The sequence below is a fragment of the Vibrio genomosp. F10 str. ZF-129 genome (assembly GCF_000287055.2).
GTDB lineage: Bacteria > Pseudomonadota > Gammaproteobacteria > Enterobacterales > Vibrionaceae > Vibrio.
This window is the reverse complement of record NZ_AJYQ02000038.1, coordinates 148,480-169,120: the sequence shown is the minus strand read 5'-3', so window position 1 is coordinate 169,120 and position 20,641 is coordinate 148,480. Positions and strand designations below refer to the sequence as shown.

Here is a 20,641-nt window from a genome sequence, read left to right as displayed (position 1 = left end):
AGTGCTGTAAGTTCTGCTTCTTTATCTTTGTTGACAAACGAGTTGACCTAGAGAGCAAGCGATCAGCGGCACTGGGTGATTTATCCCTTTATGGAGAATGAAACCAACATGACTTACGCGCCTGTAACAGACGTACTTGGCGGCAAGCTAGCGGTAGACAGTGAAGTCACTGTTCGAGGCTGGATCCGTTCACGTCGTGATTCCAAAGCTGGAATCTCTTTCCTTGCCATTTATGACGGCTCTTGTTTCGACCCGATTCAGGCCGTGGTCCCTAATAATCTTAATAATTACGAAAACGAAGTATTAAAGCTAACGACTGGCTGCTCTGTTGAAGTAACAGGTAAGATTGTTGAGTCTCCTGCAAAAGGCCAAGACTTCGAACTCGCTGCAACCGACGTTAAAGTCGTTGGTTGGGTTGAAGATGCTGACACTTACCCAATGGCTAAGACACGTCACTCTATCGAATACCTTCGTGAAGTTGCTCACCTACGTCCACGTACAAACGTGATCGGCGCGGTAGCACGTGTACGTAACTGTCTATCTCAAGCGATTCACCGTTTCTACCACGAGCAAGGCTTCTTCTGGACTTCTGCTCCGCTTATCACTGCATCTGATGCAGAAGGCGCTGGTGAAATGTTCCGCGTTTCTACGCTAGACATGGAAAACCTACCACGCACTGAAAAAGGCGACGTCGACTTCAACGAAGATTTCTTCGGCAAAGAGACGTTCCTAACCGTATCTGGCCAACTTAACGCGGAAGCTTACGCTTGTGCACTCAGCAAGGTTTACACCTTCGGCCCAACGTTCCGTGCTGAAAACTCAAACACAAGCCGCCACCTAGCAGAATTCTGGATGGTTGAGCCTGAAGTTGCGTTTGCAGACCTTGACGATGTAGCAAAACTGGCTGAAGACATGCTTAAGTATGTGTTCGCTGCTGTTCTTGAAGAGCGACGCGACGACCTTGAGTTCTTCGCTTCTCGCATCGACAAGCAAGCAATTACTCGTCTAGAGCAATTCGTTGACGCTGATTTCGCACAGGTTGACTACACCGACGCAATCCAAATCCTACTAGACTCTGGTAAGAAATTTGAGTTTGACGTTGAGTGGGGCATCGACATGTCTTCTGAACATGAGCGTTACCTAGCTGAAGAGCACTTCAAAGCACCGGTTATCGTTAAGAACTACCCGAAAGACATCAAAGCTTTCTACATGCGCTTAAACGACGACGGAAAAACCGTTGCAGCAATGGACGTACTTGCACCAGGCATCGGTGAAATCATTGGTGGTGCGCAACGTGAAGAGCGTCTAGACATTCTAGATGAGCGTATGATCGCAATGGGTATCGACCCAGAGCACATGAGCTGGTACCGCGATCTACGTAAATACGGCACAGTGCCACACGCTGGTTTCGGTCTTGGTTTCGAGCGTCTAGTCTCTTACGTAACAGGTATGGGTAACGTTCGTGACGTGATTCCATTCCCACGTACTCCGCGTTCAGCAAACTTCTAAACCGTTTGATAGAACTTTAAAAGCCGGCCATCACAATTTGATGTCCGGCTTTTTATTTTCATGTCTATCCAGCTATTTATATCGTTTATTTATATGGTTTGTTCTAGGTCAATGATCCTAACCTGACCTTTTCTCGCTTTTTTCGCTTCGTACATTGCTTGATCAGCCACTCTTAAACTGTCGTATAAATTCGTTTGTTCTTCTGAGGTAAATACAACGCCAATACTTGCAGACATTGAGTGTTTCAGACCTCTAAGGCTTTCTAGTCGATCATTTGAAAACAGATCAATCACATCATCCGCTAGCGTAACGACGTTATTTTCTCCACGTGGTGCCTGTTTAACAAAAACCGCAAACTCATCACCACCTAACCTCGCCACATCATACTGGCTTAATCCATCCCCTATTCTATCGCTAGCAATCCTCTTTAAATGGTAACCAAAGTCTACGAGCACACTATCTCCAGTATCGTGTCCATAATCATCGTTGATCTGCTTAAAGTTATCGAGGTCAATGTATATTAAGGCAGAACGCTGAGTCGATATTCTTTGCATTGTACGGCCTAATATAGAACGAAAAGTGGCTCGGTTGGCTAATTGAGTCAATCCATCAAAATAGGCTAAGTTATGGATACCTTCTTCATGCATTTTCAATATGTAATCATCTGCTTTATTTTGAAAATAGATCAAAATATGACACATACCACTCAGTGCAGATAAAGTAATAATAAAACGAATTTTCATCACATCGTTATAGTCAGCAATGAGCCAATCATTAACGATCAATAAGGTTAATACGCCAATAAAAAAAGTATTTAGAATGAGCCCTTGGCGAAAATGATTAATGAAAATACTGATAGCAGCTAGCGGATAAACCCAAAGGGAACCTGTATTTTGATAGCCCCCAGAAACGACCAATATCGTTGAAAGTGAATAGATAATCGTCGTTAATACGATCAAACCTGCATTTCTCCACCGGCTCATAACGTAGATGTTAGCTAGGCCGGAAACAGAAAAAAAAGCTAAAATACTGGCAAGAGTAATATTTTGATTATTAAAGTTAAACAAGCTAAAAAGAGTAAGAAAGAACAAGCCCAAAACCGTTAGCGCATTCACCATCATTCTTTGTCGACGATGTTTATCTTCCACGACTTCTACAAGCTTTTCAGCAACAAAATTATGTGTTTTTAGAGACACTAATGTTATTTCCTTTACAATCGGTAAGTGGGCATTCAACAACAGGAAAATAATTACTGATAATAATAATAACAGTAATTACAGTACAGCACACTCTAACATGTCACAATTTGCTCTGTGTGACGCTCTATCCTCAATGTCACCTCTCTCCATACAAGCTGCAACAGCACTGGTTGCTCAACGGGATGATGATAATGATAAGCAAATTTGAAAGCGTTTTATTACTTACTCGGTCTACTTAAAGGCAGAATTGGTTTCAACGAGTAAACTAACAAATAGACCAAAAATATGGTAACTAGGCTATGACAAACTATCGGTACAATGTTTCACTAACTCTCAAAATGTACATTCTTGCTGGTGTCATCTTTGCTATCTATGGGGGACGAGTCTGCCCTATGCTAGAGACATTAACGGCCAACGAAATACTGGTTCATGTTGGGATTACTTTTACTTTCATGTGGTTTGTTCGTCATCGACTATCAATGAGCCATGACTCTTGGGCAACACAAAATGTAACCCAATCTGAGCCTCTACTGTTCTTTATTTTCAGTATTCCACTCGCGCTGTTTTATAACTTCAGCTACGACTTTCCAATAGAAAGCAATCTTAAAGTTCTCTTCGGTATGACGCTGTTTGGTTTTTTTACCGGCACGATTTTGCAACTCCACTCAAAAATAGCGCACTTTGAATTATGGCAAGATAATCGAAATGAGAGCGAAGTATTAGCGGGTCAACGTGAGTCCATAGTCAAGCAAATGATTATGATGATGGCCTTATTACTCATCACTCTCACCACGATGTTAGCCATGGTTGCGTTAAAAGATATTTTCTGGCTACAACATAGACCGGACCGCTTGTTAGATGGATCAGGCCAGTTAAGTGTGATCAAGGAGTTTATCTATATTTCTTTCGTCTTAGGCGGTTATGCAGGAGTAATTTTGTATCTATGGACAAAACTGATGAAGAAAATATTATTAAGCCAAGAGTGCTCTCTCATTGAAGTGACCCAAGGAAACATAAATACACGTCTCCCTGTCTTTGAGCATAATGAACTGGGGTCAATGGCTTACTTAACCAACCAAATGCTTGATAGTCTTCAATCTTCTCAAGATGAGGTTAAGGTGACTCGTGATGTTGCCATTATGAGTTTGTCGGCTCTTGCGGAATCTCGTGACAATGAAACCGGCGCACACATTATGCGCACACAAGAATATGTTAAAGCACTGGCGACAGAATTGAGCCACGACAAACGTTACGAGCAGCTGCTCTCTCCTGACTACATTGAGCTTCTCTATAAATCCGCGCCGCTGCACGATGTAGGAAAAGTTGGGGTTCCAGATAATGTACTACTCAAGCCTGGCAAATTAACGGAACAAGAATTTGAAATAATGAAGCAGCATCCAGAAATTGGGGCGCAAGCTCTCTCTATGGCAGAGGAACAACTGGGCACGACCTCCTTCTTGATACTGGCAAAAGAGATTTCCCTCACCCATCATGAAAAGTGGAACGGCAGCGGTTATCCTAACCAATTGAAAGGGGAAGACATTCCTCTATCTGGCAGACTGATGGCATTAGCCGATGTGTATGACGCCTTAATCTCCAAACGAGTGTACAAACCCGCCTTTAGTCATGAAGAAGCTCGGTCGATCATTATTGAAGGTAAAGGGCTTCACTTTGACCCATCTGTTGTGGATGCATTCATCGCCATTGAAGAGCAGTTCATTCAGATCGCTCGTGATCATCAAGATTAGGGCGTGTTGAATATAAATTTTAGGGACATTTGGGCGTCAAAAAGGGATAAAACTATGGGTGAGTTCTAATGCAAATAGCGATTCCAGCAACAAAATTACGACTGTCGCATTTTTTTGTCATTTTCTGTTTTGTTTCGGTTGTTTCAAAAGGCGCACAAAGGTATAAATAAAGGAGTAATGAATACCACCCTAACCTAACACGGATGAAGATTATGTTTGAAAAAGTTCTCGCAGCTCCCGCTGACCCTATCCTTGGCCTGACAGAAGAGTTTAAGAAAGATACACGCTCTGAAAAGATTAACCTTGGTGTTGGCATTTACAAAAATGAAGCCGGTGAAACGCCGGTTCTTGCAACGGTAAAAAAAGCGGAAGCAGCGCTGCTTGAAACTGAGAAAACTAAATCTTACCTGACCATTGAAGGCACAGCTGAGTACGGCCTAGCTGTTCAAAAACTGCTTTTCGGTGCTGATTCAGACATTGTCGCTCAAAAAAGAGCAAAAACAGCACAAGCGCCAGGCGGTACAGGTGCACTTCGCGTTGCTGGCGAATTCATAAAACGTCAACTCGGTGATGTGAAAATTTGGATCAGCAACCCTACTTGGGCCAACCATAACGGTGTTTTCGCGGCTGCCGGTATTGAAACGGCTCAATACGGTTACTACAACGCTGAAACCAAAGACAAAGATTTTGCAGGTATGGTCGCTGATCTAAACACGGCTTCTGCAGGTGATGTGGTTCTGCTTCATGGGTGCTGCCATAACCCAACGGGTATTGACCCAACAGAAGAAGAGTGGGAAGTATTGGCTAAACTGATTGCAGACAAAGGTTTGCTGCCGATGTTTGATTTTGCTTACCAAGGTTTTGCTAAAGGCGTTGAAGACGATGCGATTGGTCTGCGTACTTTTGCTAAATACAACAACGAAATTCTCGTTGCGAGCTCATTTTCTAAGAATTTCGGTCTATACAATGAACGTGTTGGTGCTTTCACTTTGGTTTCTGAATCGGCTGCTGTCTCTGAAACCGCATTTTCTCAAGTAAAAGCCATCATTCGTTCTATTTACTCAAACCCACCAGCTCATGGTAGTGCCGTTGTTACTCACATTCTGAATAACACTGAACTTCGTGCAGAATGGGAGCAAGAAGTTGCCGAAATGCGAGATCGTATCCAAGAGATGCGTGAGCTATTCGTTGCGACACTGAAAGCGGAAGGCGTTAACTCTGACTTTAGCTTTATCGAGCGCCAAAATGGTATGTTCTCATTCTCTGGCCTATCTAAAGAGCAAGTGACTCGCTTAAAAGAAGAATTTGCGATCTATATTGTTGGATCAGGCCGAATCAGCGTTGCTGGTATGACAAAATCTAACATGGGACCACTTTGTAAAGGCATTGCAGCCGTTCTTTAATGTTGCTTTGTTTTTTCCAGTAAAAATGGCTTGTACCGAATAAAAGCCATCCCTACTGATTTCTCAATGAGTAAGGCCGATACAAAAAAGAGTCAGCATAATTGCTGACTCTTTTTATATCTGGAATTTCGTCACTAGGACACTTAATGATACGTTCAGCCTAACACTGGCGTTAGAAGTACAGTATAAATTCTTCTTGCTGCTGGCTAGTAACAGCAAACTGGCATTGCTGCTGTATCGCCTCAATTTGCTCTTTTTCTAAAGAGTAAGGCATCACGACTTTAAGTTGATCTATCCCCTCTTCTTTGGCCAATTCGACCAGTGTCAACAAATTAACTTCATCGCTATAGCTTGGAGATAAGGATTGTAATGCAGACGCCCACAAGCGTTCCTCGACAGACATCCGTGGTTTGTCTGTGCCACTCAGTTTCTGAGTCAATGTCGGAGCGAGCGCCCTTAAAGCTTCAACGAACGTCCATGTTTTCGTGCATGACGCGCCAAGAAAAGACGTATAGTCAAAAACTATGCACTGTTCTTCCTGTTTATCCATTGCATTCTCATTCAGTTAACCGCTCTGTGTTTACTTAATATCATGCAACAACCTGACTATATCAATAGGATATAAAGGAATGGTCTGTTATAGCCAAAACAAAGGACAAATGGCTATATAAAAACCAACTATGTAACAAATGATGTACATGAAACAATCAAGTCACACCCTAATAGTTAATATTTTCCAACCTAAATTAAAGTGCCTGAATAATGATAGATCACTTAGTATCAATGCTAATGGTTAATGCGAGGCATCACTAGCAATATAGGAAACTGATACGAGTGTTGTAGGAAGGAAGTTTGAATCGAGTCAATTCGAAGCGATTGCATGATGCCCCGTAGGAAAAGACATGAATGGCCTAAAATACTCATGTTATTCAAATAAACACATTTGTATCAATATTTTCCATTAACATGGTTGAATTCGCGAGTCAGCATCCAGTGTTCTATTTACAATAAGATAACTTAACCCTATCATTTTGTAGTCCCTCCACCCTACAATAGGCACATAATGAAAATCGATAAACGCCCCCTCTATATTACCTACGCTGGGCCAGCGCTTCTTAGTACGCCATTACTCAATAAAGGCAGTGCATTTACTGCGAGCGAACGAAGCTCTTTTAACCTTGAGGGGCTTCTTCCTGAAAGTACTGAAACCATTCAAGAACAAGTTGAACGTGCCTATCAGCAGTACACTAGTTTTGAAAGTGATATGGATAAGCATATCTACCTTCGTAACATCCAAGACACCAATGAAACGCTCTTTTACCGATTGGTTCAAAACCACATATCCGAGATGATGCCCATCATCTATACGCCGACGGTCGGTGCTGCCTGTGAAAATTTCTCGAATATTTACCGTCGTGGTCGCGGGCTCTTTATCTCCTACGCCAACCGAGACCGCATTGATGACCTTCTTAACAACGCGACCAACCATAACGTAAAAGTCATTGTGGTGACTGATGGTGAGCGCATTCTTGGTCTAGGAGATCAGGGCATTGGAGGGATGGGAATTCCAATTGGTAAACTGGCTCTTTATACCGCCTGTGGTGGTATTAGCCCAGCGTACACCTTACCTATCGTACTGGATGTTGGTACTAATAACCCGCAGCGACTTGCGGATCCAATGTACATGGGCTGGAGAAACCCTCGAATTACAGGTGAAGAATACGCAGAATTTGTGGAAGAATTTATGCAGGCCGTTCAACGACGTTGGCCAGATGCATTGATTCAATTTGAGGATTTTGCGCAAAAGAATGCCATGCCTTTACTGGAAAGATATAAAGACCGCGTTTGTTGCTTCAACGATGATATTCAAGGGACCGCGGCAGTCACCGTGGGATCTTTACTGGCAGCATGTAAAGCGGCTGGCAGTCAATTATCTGAGCAACGAGTGACCTTTTTAGGGGCAGGTTCAGCCGGTTGTGGTATTGCTGAAGCAATCATCGCCCAAATGGTGTCTGAGGGCATCAGCGACCAGAAAGCTCGGTCACAAGTCTTTATGGTTGATCGCTGGGGTTTATTGCAAGAAGGTATGCCAAATCTACTCGACTTCCAACAACGTTTGGTACAGAAGAATGCCGACACAAAAGACTGGAAAACAGAAAGCGGCGCGTTCTCTTTACTGGATGTCATGGTTAATGCTAGACCAACGGTGCTGGTCGGTGTGTCAGGGGCTCCGGGATTATTTAGTAAAGAAGTTATTCAAGAGATGCACAAGCATTGCGAACGCCCGATTATCTTCCCATTATCCAACCCAACCAGTCGTGTCGAAGCAACACCAAACGATATTATTCGCTGGACGAACGGGGAAGCTTTAGTCGCAACGGGCAGTCCTTTCGATCCTGTCATACACGATGGAAAAACCTACCCTATTGCTCAGTGTAACAACAGTTACATCTTTCCAGGTATCGGGTTAGGGGTACTAGCAGTGAGTGCAAAACGCGTTACCGATGAAATGTTAATGGAATCAAGCCGCGCACTATCCGAATGTTCACCACTTGCGATCAATGGTCAAGGTGCTCTGCTTCCTCCACTGGAGTCTATCCACTCGGTATCGAAGAAAATAGCGTTCGCTGTTGCTAAAAAAGCAATACAACAGGGTGTTGCGTTAGAAATCACAGATGAAGCCATTGAATCGGCAATCGAGCAGCATTTCTGGCAACCTGTATATCGCCGTTATAAGAGAACTGCATTTTAATCGATTCATTTTAATCGACTGTTCCCTTGCCTAACTTGGATAAGATGCTTAGGCAAGGTTTTTCCTTTGAGGTTCCTATGTTTGATTTGTTAGCGCCACTTGGCCGCTATCTAAACCCCTATATGTATGAAGTCTCTACGGCTTTGATTGCCTGTACACTCGTCGTATTTGGCTCAGAGATAAACCGAGTCCTTAGAAACTTGCTACGCTCACATCACTTTATTCTCCGAACGTTAGCCTTTATTTTAGTCAACGCCTTTGGTTATGGGTTTTTCATCGTAAAAGCAACGCCTTACCTATCTCGCACACTCTCTGGCCTGAACTCTGGTATGATGTTTTTTACCGTTCTAATCAGTTTTATTATTATTGGATTATGGGCTCAACGGAATCGACAAATTTGATCGTGCGATTAATCAATAACCTTCGTATCCGCATTCTTCATACCCGAATTTCCTGGCGGTTTTGCCTTCAGGTGTTTCGCTATGCATTAGTTGCGACGGCCTTGATCGCGTTATTGTTAATCTCTATTGATCGTTGGATTAGCTGGCGTACCTCTGATTCCATTATTTCAAACAGCCAATCAATTGAGCACTATGACGTCGCTGTCGTGTTAGGCACCAGTAAGTACTTAGGGAAAACACTCAATGAATACTACGTGCACCGTATAGATGCCGCCATTGAACTGTTTCAACAGGGTAAAATTGACGATTTCTTGCTCAGCGGTGACAACGCTCATCGATCGTATAACGAACCATGGACAATGAAGCGTGACCTGTTAAAAGCAGAAATACCAGAACGCAATATTCATCTCGATTACGCCGGATTTAGAACCTTAGACTCCGTCGTACGAGCTCGAATGATATTTGATAGTGACGATTTTCTTATCATCACACAACGATTCCACTGTGAACGCGCACTCTTCATTGCAGAGCACCATAATATCAATGCCCAGTGCCTGGCGGTGTCTGGCCCTAAAAATCATTGGGGTGTCAAAGTTCGGCTTAGAGAGGTTTTTGCTAGAGCAAAGGCATTTCTCGACCTCTACATCATCAATACTCAGCCAAAATTTTTGGGGCCCAAAGAACCCATTGTTAATAGCCGAGTATTGGAAGGCCCACCTGAAAACAGTTCATTATTAGACGAAAATTCACCCCAATAAACTATTGAAAGTACACAGCCTAACCGAAATGAATCAACTGAAATAGATCATTGATTTCCAGCGATAAATTGAACTCGATTTCGACCTAAATGCTTTGCCAGATAGAGCGCTTCATCGGCCCTGGCGATGGCTTCTGTTGAACGTTCATTAGTTAACATCGACACACCAATGCTGCACGTCAATGGATCACCATGTACCCATATATGGTTTTCGACGCAGTGGCGAATATGTTCGGCCAATTCCATCGTTTCCGCTTGACTTACCGAAGAACAAAAAACAATAAATTCTTCTCCTCCCCAGCGAACCAATCGATGTTCTTGTTTGATGACGCTAAAGATCACCATAACAAACTCACGCAGAATATCGTCACCAATACTGTGACCGTAGTGATCATTTACCGCCTTAAAAAAGTCGATATCGACATAAAGAATGCCAACAGAATCGTTGTCATTCGCGCATTTTTCCGACTGGACCTTAAGCCAATCTCGAATTGCATGACGATTCATCGCCCCCGTAAGAGCATCACGGTGAGCCAATTCGGCATATTGAAAATTTTGAGCTCTTAGAGTGCGGTTGATATTTTTCAAGTGTTCTTGCCTTGCCGTCGATTGATTAATCAACCTATGATTGCGGCGTATTTCACTCAAAGAGAGTAAGCTCCCACCCAGTACCCACATCAATAGCAATGAGATAAATAGCTGATCACTCGGGATAAACTCTCCCACGAGTGACACTTCATTGATTGTCATTTGGTACTGACCAGGGCCAACGCCTGAACCTGTTGCAAACTCTATTTTGTTGATATTCGAGAATTCCGGGGCGGAGTGTGCAATTGGAATATTATTATCCACCAACCACCACGTCATCACTTGTAAGCTGTATAACGGAATCTCAATAATACCTTGCCCCTCGATTGGCGAGTACTCTATACCATTGTATTTATGGGTATACTCGTCATCGACACTTGAGTATTCTGGGTTGAAGTTACGCATGTAAAAGCGCATTCTTGGATGAGACTTATCTGTTAAATTCACTAAATCAACATCGAGTCTGACGGTGTGATAACCCGAAAAATCGAGCCCATTTTCGGCTTTAGCGTCCAAGTGAATTGAAATACCACAATAAGGCCAAGGATAGTCGCTCTCTCTAACCTCACACGTCAACACAGCGGAATCGCCAACGCTCGTCACTTCAGAAGTAGACAGACCGCCATTAGCAGCGTCACTGGTGGGTAAAAATGCGTACATGTTTGGCGAAATGGTTTTGACTCGGCCATCGCCATACATAAGGTACAGCTGAACCGTAGATATAGTCACCACGACCATAAAAAGTACCGATTTATGTACGAAGTTCATGCTTTGGTGTTCACCCCATAGCTCATTGGAAAAATCAAAAACTTCCAAGCATAGAATCTAAGGATTCGACCCGATCCGCTTTGCAGGAAACTCATGGTGTGCAAATAACGATATCTCTTTTAATACCGTAATATAAGTATATTCTACTTTAGGTGATTGGCATTTTATTAAATCACTTTTTGTTTGTTAGAATGAGTAACAAATCATAAAAAGACGAGCCATGTCATGTCAGCAACCGTAACCGGTACATTAAAGAAAATGTCAGCTTCCTTAATGGAGCAAGTCCACTATCAATTACCAGTAGGAGACCAGTTAGTCGATCTCAACCCGTATATCGGTAAACCGATTACACTCACCCATACTGGTAATATATTTTGCAGTTCATGTGGCAAAAAAACCAAGAAAAGCTATTCGCAAGGTCACTGCTTTGTTTGTATGAAAAAACTGGCGAGTTGCGATATGTGTATTATGAAGCCAGAAACATGCCACTACGAACAAGGCACATGCCGTGAGCCTAAATGGGGCGAAGAGAATTGCATGGTCGATCATTTTGTTTATCTCTCAAATACCTCCAGTATCAAAGTGGGCATTACTCGCCATAGCCAAATCCCAACGCGATGGATTGATCAAGGAGCCACACAGGGCCTCCCAATATTCAAAGTGAAAACTCGTCATATTTCCGGGCTGATTGAAATTGAGCTAGCAAAACACATCGGCGACAAAACAAACTGGCGCACTTTGCTTAAGCAAGATGGTGACGACTTACCATTAGACGAGCACTTCCAACAACTGTTACCACTAGTTCAGCCAAGAATTGACGAAATTAAGCAGCAATATGGTGATGATTCCATCGAAGTATTAGCCAGCGACATTACCTCATTGAACTACCCAGTTCATCAGCACCCGGTGAAAATCACCTCTCACAATTTTGATAAGAATCCTGAAGTCACAGGCGTTCTCCAAGGCATTAAGGGGCAATATCTGATTTTTGATACTGGGGTGATCAACATACGTAAATTCACATCTTACGAAGTTGAATTAAGCGCCTAATGCTCGAATTCGTTTTAGATAGCATTGCTCAAGACAAGTAGTTCACTTAATCGAGCCTCCTTTTTTTAAATATCAAGATGGGGCTCCACTATTTTTACCAATGAGTACACTCTTCTCAATGTGTACATTCCTACCAAATAAGGGCCCTAACATCTCAGGTTCTTCAATACGTTACCTCTTTTCACGTTCATACTCATTGTGACTAAAGCCACCTCTTTACTAGACGACCGTTTTCTCGCCAATCACCGGTAAATCACTGTAGCAAGCTTGTTTGTTCTTTCTTTGTCCTCATATCTTCAATACAATCATCCGAATAATTATTCGATCATTAGCATTGGAGCAAGAATGAGCGACGTGAAACATTGTAACCTTCTAATCCTTGGATCTGGCCCAGCAGGATACACTGCTGCGGTTTATGCAGCCCGAGCCAACCTTAACCCAGTACTGGTCACCGGAATGCAGCAAGGTGGGCAACTCACAACCACAACAGAAGTTGAAAACTGGCCAGGTGATGCAGAAGGACTCACGGGTCCCGCTCTAATGGAACGTATGAAAGAGCACGCCGAACGCTTTGAAACCGAAATGATTTTTGATCATATCAATGACGTCGACTTGAGCCAGCGCCCTTTCCGCTTAAAAGGCGACAGTGCTGAGTACAGTTGTGACGCTTTGATCATCTCAACGGGTGCGTCTGCAAAGTACTTAGGGCTAGAATCCGAAGAAGCGTTTAAAGGCCGAGGGGTTTCCGCCTGCGCAACCTGTGACGGATTTTTCTATAAAAATCAAAAAGTCGCTGTGGTCGGGGGTGGGAATACCGCCGTAGAAGAAGCGCTATATCTATCCAATATTGCTGCGGAAGTTCACCTTATTCACCGTCGCGATACCTTCCGTTCGGAAAAAATTCTAGTGAGACGTTTGATGGATAAAGTCGAGAACGGCAACATATTCCTTCATACCGACCGTACATTGGATGAAGTACTCGGCGACGACATGGGTGTGACAGGCGTTCGAATCAAAGATACGCAATCCGACTTAACTGAAGATCTCGATGTCATGGGTGTCTTCATTGCGATTGGTCACCAACCAAACACTGCGATCTTCAAAGGTCAGCTCGATATGAAAGACGATTACATCATCGTTAACTCTGGGTTAAACGGCAATGCGACCCAAACCAGTGTCGAAGGTGTGTTTGCCGCAGGAGACGTGATGGATCATAACTATCGTCAAGCAATTACCTCTGCTGGGACAGGCTGTATGGCAGCGCTTGATGCCGAACGATACTTAGATGGGTTATCTGAAAAAGCCTAAAGACGCTTCAACGGGCACGCTCACCACATTTAAATACAAAACCCTATGGCCCAGAGGTATTACCTTTGGGCTTTCTTTTGTATACTGCGTCTCTAAAATTCATAATAATTATCATTAAGTTTTCATATGGATAAGAAAAAGCAACGGAGCCTGAATGTGTGGCTCAAACAGCAAAGTAAGCTCGCAAAACGCTGGCTTATGATTACTGTTGGCCTTGGCGTACTTTCAAGTGTTTTTTTGTTGGCTCAAGCCGCTCTTCTCGCGACAATTTTAAGTCAACTTATTATGGATCACGTTGATAAAAGTGAGCTCGTTCCACAATTTATCGCACTTGCCGCCACCATTGCACTTCGAGCCATTTGCGCTTGGGGCAGAGAAATCGCTGGTTTTCGCTGTGGTGAACAAATTCGCATCTATATTCGTCAGTTGATCCTAGACAAACTGCGCGCACTCGGGCCTGCTTATATCAAAGGAAAGCCAGCGGGATCCTGGGCAACGTTGCTACTAGAACAAGTCGAAGATATGCAGGACTTTTTCTCTCGTTACCTTCCACAAATGTCTCTTTCCGTGATGATCCCTTTCATCATTTTGGTGGTCGTTTTTCCCGTAAACTGGGCAGCAGGCCTCATCTTTTTAATCACAGCACCGCTCGTCCCCATATTCATGGCATTGGTTGGAATGAAAGCCGCGGAAGCCAATAGGAAAAACTTCAAAGCAATGCAGCGCTTATCTGGACACTTTTATGATCGTTTACAAGCCATGACCACGATTCGTCTGTTTGATCGAACACAAGCCGAAACAGACGTATTAAAAGGGTCATCTGAAGTATTCCGTGTACGGACGATGGATGTGCTGAAAATTGCTTTCTTGTCTTCGGCTGTTCTTGAATTTTTCACCTCACTCTCGATTGCCGTTACCGCCGTATACTTCGGCTTTGCTTTTATTGGTGAGTTGAACTTTGGCCACTATGGCGTCGGTGTCACTCTGTTCGCTGCGTTATTTATTCTTATCTTGGCACCTGAATTTTATCAACCATTACGAGATTTAGGCACCTACTATCATGCTAAGCAGCAAGCAGTAGGAGCCGCTGAGAGCATTGTTGAGTTTCTAGAAACCGACGTCAGCCAAGTGGAGTCTGGAGACACACGAGTTAAGAGCAGTGACCCTATTTCGATCACCGCTCACAACTTAGAAATATTCAGTCCAGACGGTAAAAAACTTGTTGGGCCAATATCATTTGAACTTAACTCGACGTCTCAAACCGCGCTTGTTGGCCCAAGTGGCGCAGGGAAAACCACCTTAGTGAATGCCCTATTAGGTTTCATGCCTTACCAAGGCAGCCTGACCATTGACGGAGTAGAACTGAGCCAAGTTGACCATTCCAGTTGGCGAAAATGCATCAGTTGGGTTGGACAAAATCCGCTACTTTTACACGGTTCAATACGCGATAACATCACTTTAGGTAACGAGTCCGTATCAGATCAAAACATAACTCAAGTTCTGGAAGACTCTTATTCCGCCGAATTTGTCACTAACCACGGTTTAGACTATCTCGTCTCTGACCGTTCTGGTGGCTTGTCTGTAGGCCAGGCTCAACGCATCGCTCTTGCTCGAGCCATGCTACAAGACGGACAGTTTTGGCTGCTCGACGAGCCCACTGCTAGCCTTGATGCGCGAAGTGAACGTCTAGTAACAAAAAGCTTAAATAGCCAAACAGTAGGCAAAACCACCTTAATGGTGACGCATCAACTCAAACCGCTTAAAAGCGTCGACCAAATACTCGTGATGAGTGAGGGCTTGATTGTTGAGTCCGGGCACTATCAACAGCTTGTAGAAAATGACGGACTGTTCCATACCATGCTGAATTCCAACCAAGCTCTTAGCCAATCAAACGAGGGCAATTTAGATGCGTGATCTTCTTCCTTATTTGAAACTTTATAAAAAGCACTGGTTTGGGTTATCTCTTGGAATGGTGCTGGCTTTTGCCACTATTTTTGCTTCTATCGGGCTACTGACTCTCTCTGGTTGGTTTTTGTCTGCGGCGGCTGTCGCGGGATTAACCGTTGCTCGCGAAACCTTTAACTACATGTTACCCGGTGCCTTTGTGCGAGGCTTTGCAATGAGCCGAACCGCTGGGCGTTGGGGGGAAAGGGTCGTCAGTCATAATGCGACATTTAAACTGTTGACTGATTTGCGACTTTTCTTTTTCAAGAAACTTGCACCTCTTATACCTGGAAAAATATCCGCCATTCGCGATGCTGATTTATTGAATCGTCTGGTTTCTGATGTCGATGCGATGGACCACGTGTACCTGCGTTTAATCAGCCCTGTGGTTGTGGGCATTTTTGGTATCGCAGCGCTCACCGCTTTCTTAAGCTGGTTTGATCTAACTCTAGGGCTAACGCTCGGCTCAATTCTGATTTTACTGCTGTGCACCTGGCCGATTCTTTTTTATAAGCTCGGGAAGCAGAATGGGCAAGAACTCACCCAAAACAAAGCAACCCTTCGTATCGCGACTCTCGATTGGATTGAAGGCTATAGCGAGCTCACTTTATTTGGTGCTGAGGAAAAATATCGCAACGCCATTTTGAGCGCTCAAGATAAATTGATTCGGAATCAGTTTTTCAACGCACATTACGCCGGGCTTGCTCAAGCGGCTCTCATGCTTGCCAGCGGTTGGACATTGGTGTTGGTCGTCTGGCTATCGGCGGATGGTGTAGGAGGCAATCCACCCGACCCATTCATTGCATTGGTCGCGTTTGCCACAATGGCAAGCTTTGAGCTACTTATGCCTATAGCGGGAGCGTTTCAGCACTTAGGTCAAACACTCACCTCGGCAAGGCGTCTTAATGAAGTGACACTCTCTGAGCCTGACGTTGTCTTTTCCTCAGAAAAACAAGCACTCTCCGATGCCTACTCTATTCAGTTTCAATCGATCAGCTTTCAATACCCAGGTAGTGAGCAATTGGTGTTGAATAACATCAATCTCGATATCGCAAGTAATGAGCGAATCGCAATTGTCGGCCAAACAGGCTCCGGTAAATCTACCTTGCTACAGCTGCTAAATCGCTACTGGGATCCTAAGCAAGGCCGTATTTCTATCGCTGGGCTCCCCCTCACTCAATGGAACGAAAGCCAATTACGATCTTCTGTTTCGGTAGTCAGTCAGCGAGTCGATATCCTGAATGGCACACTTCGAGACAATCTTCTCATGGCCAATCCATCCGCCCATGATGACACTCTGTCGAACGTACTAAACCAAGTACAGTTAGATAAGCTATTGGAAGACTTAGGGCTGGATGCTTGGCTCGGTGACGGTGGGCGACAACTTTCTGGTGGTGAGAAACGTCGAATCGGTATCGCTCGTGCTATTTTACATAATGCACCCATTCTACTACTGGATGAACCAACCGAAGGACTAGATAAGCAAACAGAACAACAAATAATGGATTTACTTGAATCGCACTTTGTTGATAAGACGGTGCTGTTTGTTACCCATAGGCTGGTTAATTTACATAAGATGGATAGAGTTTGTTTAGTTGAACAGGGAGAAATCGTCGAAGTGGGCAGTCATCAAACGTTATTAGAGCAGCGCGGACGTTACTTCGAGTTAACTCAAACACTCTAGCGTTCTAGCAATCACCATGAATAAAACTGGAACAGCGAGCCTATGTGGCTCGCTTTTTTTAGCAGCATTTTATACCAGTCGTAGTAAATAACGGTTCACCCTAGCTGATTAAAATACTCGATAACTGCGTTACAATTTTTAATTGTAGAATAACGACTGATAAAAAAATCCCTCCTTGTTCTCAAGCCTTTTTCTGCGCTATTTCTGATCACTTACTGCGATTGGTATTAATCCTGTTGGATCTGATTTCTGCCATTATCTTTCGCTTTGTATAAAAGATTATCGGCTCTGGTTAACATGACATCAATATCATCACCTACTCTTAATGACGTTAGGCCAATGCTCACCGTTAGCTTCAACCCCGCCTGCAAGGCATCTAGATTAGAATTTTTAAGCTGAGACATAATACGTTGCAAAACTTTAGCGGCAGCTTGCGTATCTGTCGATGAATAAACAGCGATAAACTCTTCCCCACCCCAGCGTCCAATAAAATCGGTTTTCCTGCTGAATGACCGAGCTATTTCACCAAATAACTGCAGCACCTTATCACCCACTAAATGTCCGTAGGTATCGTTAATATCTTTAAAATGGTCAAAATCGATGATGGCCACCGAAAGGTGATTACCATAACACTTAGAATGCTCAATGAGCTCTAGTAGTCGGATTTCTGAAAATCGACGATTAGGCAATTGAGTGAGTACATCCGTGTTTGCAATAGACTCCATTTTCTGACTGACTTCTTCTAAAGCGCGTAAATCATTTTCCCTCGCAATTTCATGACCTACCCAATTAGAGAACAACTTCACTAATTCAAAGTCTTGGCGAATAAAGGGGCGACAAGGGTTTGGACTTGAAAAATTCAACGTACCAAAACGCTCCCCATCGACAAATATGGGCGCGCCGAGGTAAGACTCTAAGCCAAACGCCACAAAACATGGGTGTGTCGCAATTTCACTTTTTGAAACATGGTTAAACCCTTGCACTTCATTGGCTTTGTAAACGTGGCTGCAATACGTTCCTGAAAGTTCAAAGCTCATGCCTGTTTCTAATCCATCTTCTGGGTGAACAGCTTGTTTTATGACGTATTTATTGCCATCAATTTGGCTGAATATGGCAATAGGTAAGCCAAACAACTCTACCCCTAATTGGAGGATGGCATGAACGCGTTGTTGAAAATCTAATTGCCGAGAAGAAGTGATCGAATGAAGTTTATTGAGCGCTTCTTCAGCCGCAAGTGAAACCGACTCATCCGATATCATTGATACAATAAGAAGGTTATTTCCTTGCTCATCTTTGATGACTCCGCCAGAGGTTTTTCCAATGAATCCATGTCCAAATTTGGTTTGGTAGTTCACGAGTATCGAAGATTCTGACGTGTTCATGTCTGGGTTATAACGAGAATCACCTAAAAGTAAATATTCTTCTCGATTTGCGTATAAAATTTCCGCACTTTTATTGATGACCTCATCGAGAGAGTATCCAAAAAGATCACTTGCTGCCCGGTTGATAGTGAGGATCTTTCGATCCAAAGAAGCGATGATAACCGCTTGTTCTAGGTGTTCAAATACCTTGCTCAATAGAGAGCTGTCCATTGCTTGTTCGGCGGGCTTATTCGGCATAACATTTCTCTGAATAGCGTGCGATATGGAAAATGAGTATGCTATAACCTTAGCACATACCGCTTCATTTCCAACTTATTGATTAATTAAATAAAGCCTTCAGTTTGGATGGCCACAATTTGTATTTGAGATTCAAGATTACAGACATAAAAAAAGCTGATAGAGGACTATCAGCTTATCAAAACAATGTTATGTGGCAATAAACGTTAATTTATCGACGATTTTTATTACGTGCGCCTGGTTCTCCTGCCGACTTCTTAGTTGGCTTTTTACCGCGAGACGGGTTATTGCTGCGACCTTTTGGCGTACTTACTCGCTCTTCGTGACGCTTAACTGCACGACGAATTTTTTGACTACGAGAACGCTCACGTTTACGTGATGTATTATCTTTAGATTCATCAAGCATCGTGTTCTTTTCTGGGCCTAACTCAACCAGAGTTCTAAGATAATTCACCTGAGTAAGATCAAGCTCAGCCCAACCACCACGAGGCAGTTTTTTATCTAAATAGATGTCACCGTAACGAACACGCTTAAGGCGGCTTACCGTAGTATCTTGAGACTCCCATAAACGACGAACTTCGCGGTTACGGCCTTCGTTGATTGCTACGTAGAAAGTATGGTTCATACCTTCCCCACCCGCATAAACGACATCTTCAAATCGAGCCATACCATCTTCAAGCTTAACGCCGCGAACAAGGTTTCTCACTTTTTCTTCGTTAACTTCACCAAAAACTCGAACCAAATACTCACGTTCTACTTGACGGCTAGGGTGCATCAGACGGTTTGCAAGCTCACCATCAGTGGTGAATAAAAGCAACCCAGACGTATTGGCATCCAAACGGCCAACAGAAATCCAACGAGAACCACGGATTTTTGGCAAGCGGTCAAAGACGGTTCTGCGTCCCTCAGGATCATTGCGAGTACACAACTCACCTTCAGGTTTGTAATAGGCGAGAACGCGGCAAACCACTTCTTCAGAAACTTTCGCAGAGACAGTGTGTCCATCGATACGAATAACAGCACTTTCATCTTCTAGGCGTTCACCCAGTTTTGCTACTACTCCGTTGACACTGACACGGCCAGATTTAATTAACGTTTCAAGTTCACGACGTGAGCCATGCCCTGCGCGTGCTAAAACCTTCTGTAGTTTTTCGCTCATTTTTTTACCTAGTAATTGTCGTCTTCACAGACGTCGAAAGAATAATTGTGCGACCAAAAATCGCGGCCGCGCAGTATCTCAAATTATCATCTGAAAAGCATCATTTTTTGGTTATTCAAATGGAGATGGATCTCCTGAACCTATACGGGCTACAACCGCATCATCTTCACTAAAATCAATCACCGTTGTGGGTTGTTCGCCTAAGTAACCCCCATTTAAAATACAGTCGACGGCATGCTCTAACTGATCTCGAATATCTTCCGGATCCGATTCGGTGTGATCGTTACCCGGCAAGATGAGAGACGTCGACATTAGCGGCTCGCCTAAAGCTTCTAATAGATCCAGCGCGATTTTATTATCAGGAATACGAATACCGATGGTTTTACGTTTGGCATTCATTAAACGTCGAGGCACTTCTTTTGTCCCTTTGAAGATAAACGTATAGGGGCCTGGTGTATTCGCTTTTAGCAAACGGAACGCTGTATTATCAACTCTTGCGTACAGCGCTATTTCAGAAAGGTCTCGACATAAAAGCGTGAAATTATGCTTACTGTCTAGCTTACGTATCTGACAAATTTTCTCTAACGCTTGTTTATTTTCAAGCTGACAACCTAGCGCGTAGCCTGAATCGGTCGGATAAATCACAACACCGCCATTGCGTATGATTGCGACTGCTTGATTAATCAAGCGAGCCTGCGGATTGTCAGGGTGTACATAAAAGAACTGGCTCATTGTTATTCCTCATTATCGAG

16 protein-coding genes are annotated in these 20,641 nt (G+C 43.6%); 10 read left to right on the top strand and 6 right to left on the bottom strand.

All coding sequences use genetic code 11. From position 1 onward, the window contains the following. Nucleotides 1–108: 108 nt before the first annotated feature. A complete protein-coding gene (gene asnS, locus A1QO_RS05665; protein WP_017040256.1) occupies nucleotides 109–1,509 on the top strand; it encodes an asparagine--tRNA ligase in 1,401 nt (466 codons plus the stop codon). 89 nt (nucleotides 1,510–1,598) lie between these two features. Here the strand turns inward: asnS and A1QO_RS05660 are convergent, their stop codons facing one another. Beyond that, entirely contained in the window at nucleotides 1,599–2,705 is a 1,107-nt protein-coding gene (locus A1QO_RS05660; RefSeq protein ID WP_017034408.1) for a GGDEF domain-containing protein, read from the bottom strand. A 302-nt stretch (nucleotides 2,706–3,007) separates the two neighbouring features. Here A1QO_RS05660 and A1QO_RS05655 point away from each other — a divergent pair, with 302 nt between their 5' ends. Together A1QO_RS05655 and A1QO_RS05650 are read left to right on the top strand one after the other, a co-directional pair. Next, complete coding sequence (locus A1QO_RS05655; protein WP_017040257.1) at nucleotides 3,008–4,456, top strand: HD-GYP domain-containing protein; 1,449 nt, start codon at nucleotides 3,008–3,010, stop codon at nucleotides 4,454–4,456. 212 nt (nucleotides 4,457–4,668) lie between these two features. Next, the gene (locus A1QO_RS05650) at nucleotides 4,669–5,859 is read left to right on the top strand and encodes an amino acid aminotransferase (RefSeq protein WP_026026949.1); all 1,191 of its coding nucleotides are present in this window, start codon (nucleotides 4,669–4,671) and stop codon (nucleotides 5,857–5,859) included. A gap of 172 nt (nucleotides 5,860–6,031) precedes the next feature. On the opposite strand, the gene A1QO_RS05645 is transcribed toward A1QO_RS05650, so the two are convergent. Further along, nucleotides 6,032–6,409, bottom strand: coding sequence for a hypothetical protein (locus tag A1QO_RS05645; RefSeq protein ID WP_017038664.1), 378 nt, complete (start codon nucleotides 6,407–6,409; stop codon nucleotides 6,032–6,034). 513 nt (nucleotides 6,410–6,922) lie between these two features. On the opposite strand from A1QO_RS05645, the gene A1QO_RS05640 reads away from it, so the two are divergent. The 3 genes from A1QO_RS05640 to A1QO_RS05630 all read left to right on the top strand — a co-directional run bounded on the left by A1QO_RS05640 (nucleotide 6,923) and on the right by A1QO_RS05630 (nucleotide 9,770). Further along, nucleotides 6,923–8,611: an NAD-dependent malic enzyme gene (locus tag A1QO_RS05640; protein WP_017034404.1), complete on the top strand. Its 1,689-nt coding sequence runs from the start codon at nucleotides 6,923–6,925 to the stop codon at nucleotides 8,609–8,611. A gap of 77 nt (nucleotides 8,612–8,688) precedes the next feature. Continuing rightward, nucleotides 8,689–9,012, top strand: a complete 324-nt coding sequence (locus tag A1QO_RS05635) for a DUF3392 domain-containing protein (protein ID WP_017034403.1) — start codon at nucleotides 8,689–8,691, stop codon at nucleotides 9,010–9,012. Next, entirely contained in the window at nucleotides 8,985–9,770 is a 786-nt protein-coding gene (locus A1QO_RS05630; protein ID WP_241790406.1) for a SanA/YdcF family protein, read from the top strand. Before A1QO_RS05635 ends, A1QO_RS05630 begins: the two co-directional genes overlap by 28 nt. Before the next feature lie 47 nt (nucleotides 9,771–9,817). Here the strand turns inward: A1QO_RS05630 and A1QO_RS05625 are convergent, their stop codons facing one another. Then, the gene (locus A1QO_RS05625; protein ID WP_026026729.1) at nucleotides 9,818–11,125 is read right to left on the bottom strand and encodes a GGDEF domain-containing protein; all 1,308 of its coding nucleotides are present in this window, start codon (nucleotides 11,123–11,125) and stop codon (nucleotides 9,818–9,820) included. A 225-nt stretch (nucleotides 11,126–11,350) separates the two neighbouring features. Between A1QO_RS05625 and A1QO_RS05620 the strand changes: the two genes are divergently transcribed. The 4 genes from A1QO_RS05620 (at nucleotide 11,351) to cydC (ending at nucleotide 17,111) form a co-directional block, all read left to right on the top strand. Next, entirely contained in the window at nucleotides 11,351–12,175 is an 825-nt protein-coding gene (locus A1QO_RS05620; protein WP_017040538.1) for a DUF2797 domain-containing protein, read from the top strand. Between the two features lie 345 nt (nucleotides 12,176–12,520). Further along, a complete protein-coding gene (gene trxB / locus A1QO_RS05615; protein ID WP_017040537.1) occupies nucleotides 12,521–13,483 on the top strand; it encodes a thioredoxin-disulfide reductase in 963 nt (320 codons plus the stop codon). Between the two features lie 126 nt (nucleotides 13,484–13,609). Continuing rightward, nucleotides 13,610–15,397, top strand: a complete 1,788-nt coding sequence (cydD, locus tag A1QO_RS05610; RefSeq protein WP_026026986.1) for a heme ABC transporter permease/ATP-binding protein CydD — start codon at nucleotides 13,610–13,612, stop codon at nucleotides 15,395–15,397. Continuing rightward, nucleotides 15,390–17,111, top strand: coding sequence for a heme ABC transporter ATP-binding protein/permease CydC (gene cydC / locus A1QO_RS05605; RefSeq protein ID WP_017040535.1), 1,722 nt, complete (start codon nucleotides 15,390–15,392; stop codon nucleotides 17,109–17,111). Before cydD ends, cydC begins: the two co-directional genes overlap by 8 nt. Before the next feature lie 227 nt (nucleotides 17,112–17,338). Here cydC and A1QO_RS05600 read toward each other — a convergent pair whose 3' ends face one another. From A1QO_RS05600 to A1QO_RS05590, 3 genes are all read right to left on the bottom strand, one after another. After that, complete coding sequence (locus tag A1QO_RS05600; RefSeq protein ID WP_017033831.1) at nucleotides 17,339–18,730, bottom strand: bifunctional diguanylate cyclase/phosphodiesterase; 1,392 nt, start codon at nucleotides 18,728–18,730, stop codon at nucleotides 17,339–17,341. 211 nt (nucleotides 18,731–18,941) lie between these two features. After that, nucleotides 18,942–19,889, bottom strand: coding sequence for a 23S rRNA pseudouridine(2605) synthase RluB (gene rluB / locus A1QO_RS05595; protein WP_017033830.1), 948 nt, complete (start codon nucleotides 19,887–19,889; stop codon nucleotides 18,942–18,944). A 111-nt stretch (nucleotides 19,890–20,000) separates the two neighbouring features. Beyond that, a complete protein-coding gene (locus tag A1QO_RS05590) occupies nucleotides 20,001–20,621 on the bottom strand; it encodes an L-threonylcarbamoyladenylate synthase (RefSeq protein WP_017033829.1) in 621 nt (206 codons plus the stop codon). Nucleotides 20,622–20,641: the final 20 nt, after the last annotated feature.

Excerpts from the sequence above, each read along its gene's own strand:
- asnS (WP_017040256.1), top strand. The coding sequence starts at position 109 with ATGACTTACGCGCCTGTAACAGACGTACTTGGCGGCAAGCTAGCGGTA.
- A1QO_RS05655 (WP_017040257.1), top strand. The coding sequence starts at position 3,008 with ATGACAAACTATCGGTACAATGTTTCACTAACTCTCAAAATGTACATT.
- A1QO_RS05650 (WP_026026949.1), top strand. The coding sequence starts at position 4,669 with ATGTTTGAAAAAGTTCTCGCAGCTCCCGCTGACCCTATCCTTGGCCTG.
- A1QO_RS05645 (WP_017038664.1), bottom strand. The coding sequence starts at position 6,409 with ATGGATAAACAGGAAGAACAGTGCATAGTTTTTGACTATACGTCTTTT.
- A1QO_RS05640 (WP_017034404.1), top strand. The coding sequence starts at position 6,923 with ATGAAAATCGATAAACGCCCCCTCTATATTACCTACGCTGGGCCAGCG.
- A1QO_RS05635 (WP_017034403.1), top strand. The coding sequence starts at position 8,689 with ATGTTTGATTTGTTAGCGCCACTTGGCCGCTATCTAAACCCCTATATG.
- A1QO_RS05630 (WP_241790406.1), top strand. The coding sequence starts at position 8,985 with ATGGGCTCAACGGAATCGACAAATTTGATCGTGCGATTAATCAATAAC.
- A1QO_RS05625 (WP_026026729.1), bottom strand. The coding sequence starts at position 11,125 with ATGAACTTCGTACATAAATCGGTACTTTTTATGGTCGTGGTGACTATA.
- A1QO_RS05620 (WP_017040538.1), top strand. The coding sequence starts at position 11,351 with ATGTCAGCAACCGTAACCGGTACATTAAAGAAAATGTCAGCTTCCTTA.
- trxB (WP_017040537.1), top strand. The coding sequence starts at position 12,521 with ATGAGCGACGTGAAACATTGTAACCTTCTAATCCTTGGATCTGGCCCA.
- cydD (WP_026026986.1), top strand. The coding sequence starts at position 13,610 with ATGGATAAGAAAAAGCAACGGAGCCTGAATGTGTGGCTCAAACAGCAA.
- cydC (WP_017040535.1), top strand. The coding sequence starts at position 15,390 with ATGCGTGATCTTCTTCCTTATTTGAAACTTTATAAAAAGCACTGGTTT.
- A1QO_RS05600 (WP_017033831.1), bottom strand. The coding sequence starts at position 18,730 with ATGCCGAATAAGCCCGCCGAACAAGCAATGGACAGCTCTCTATTGAGC.
- rluB (WP_017033830.1), bottom strand. The coding sequence starts at position 19,889 with ATGAGCGAAAAACTACAGAAGGTTTTAGCACGCGCAGGGCATGGCTCA.
- A1QO_RS05590 (WP_017033829.1), bottom strand. The coding sequence starts at position 20,621 with ATGAGCCAGTTCTTTTATGTACACCCTGACAATCCGCAGGCTCGCTTG.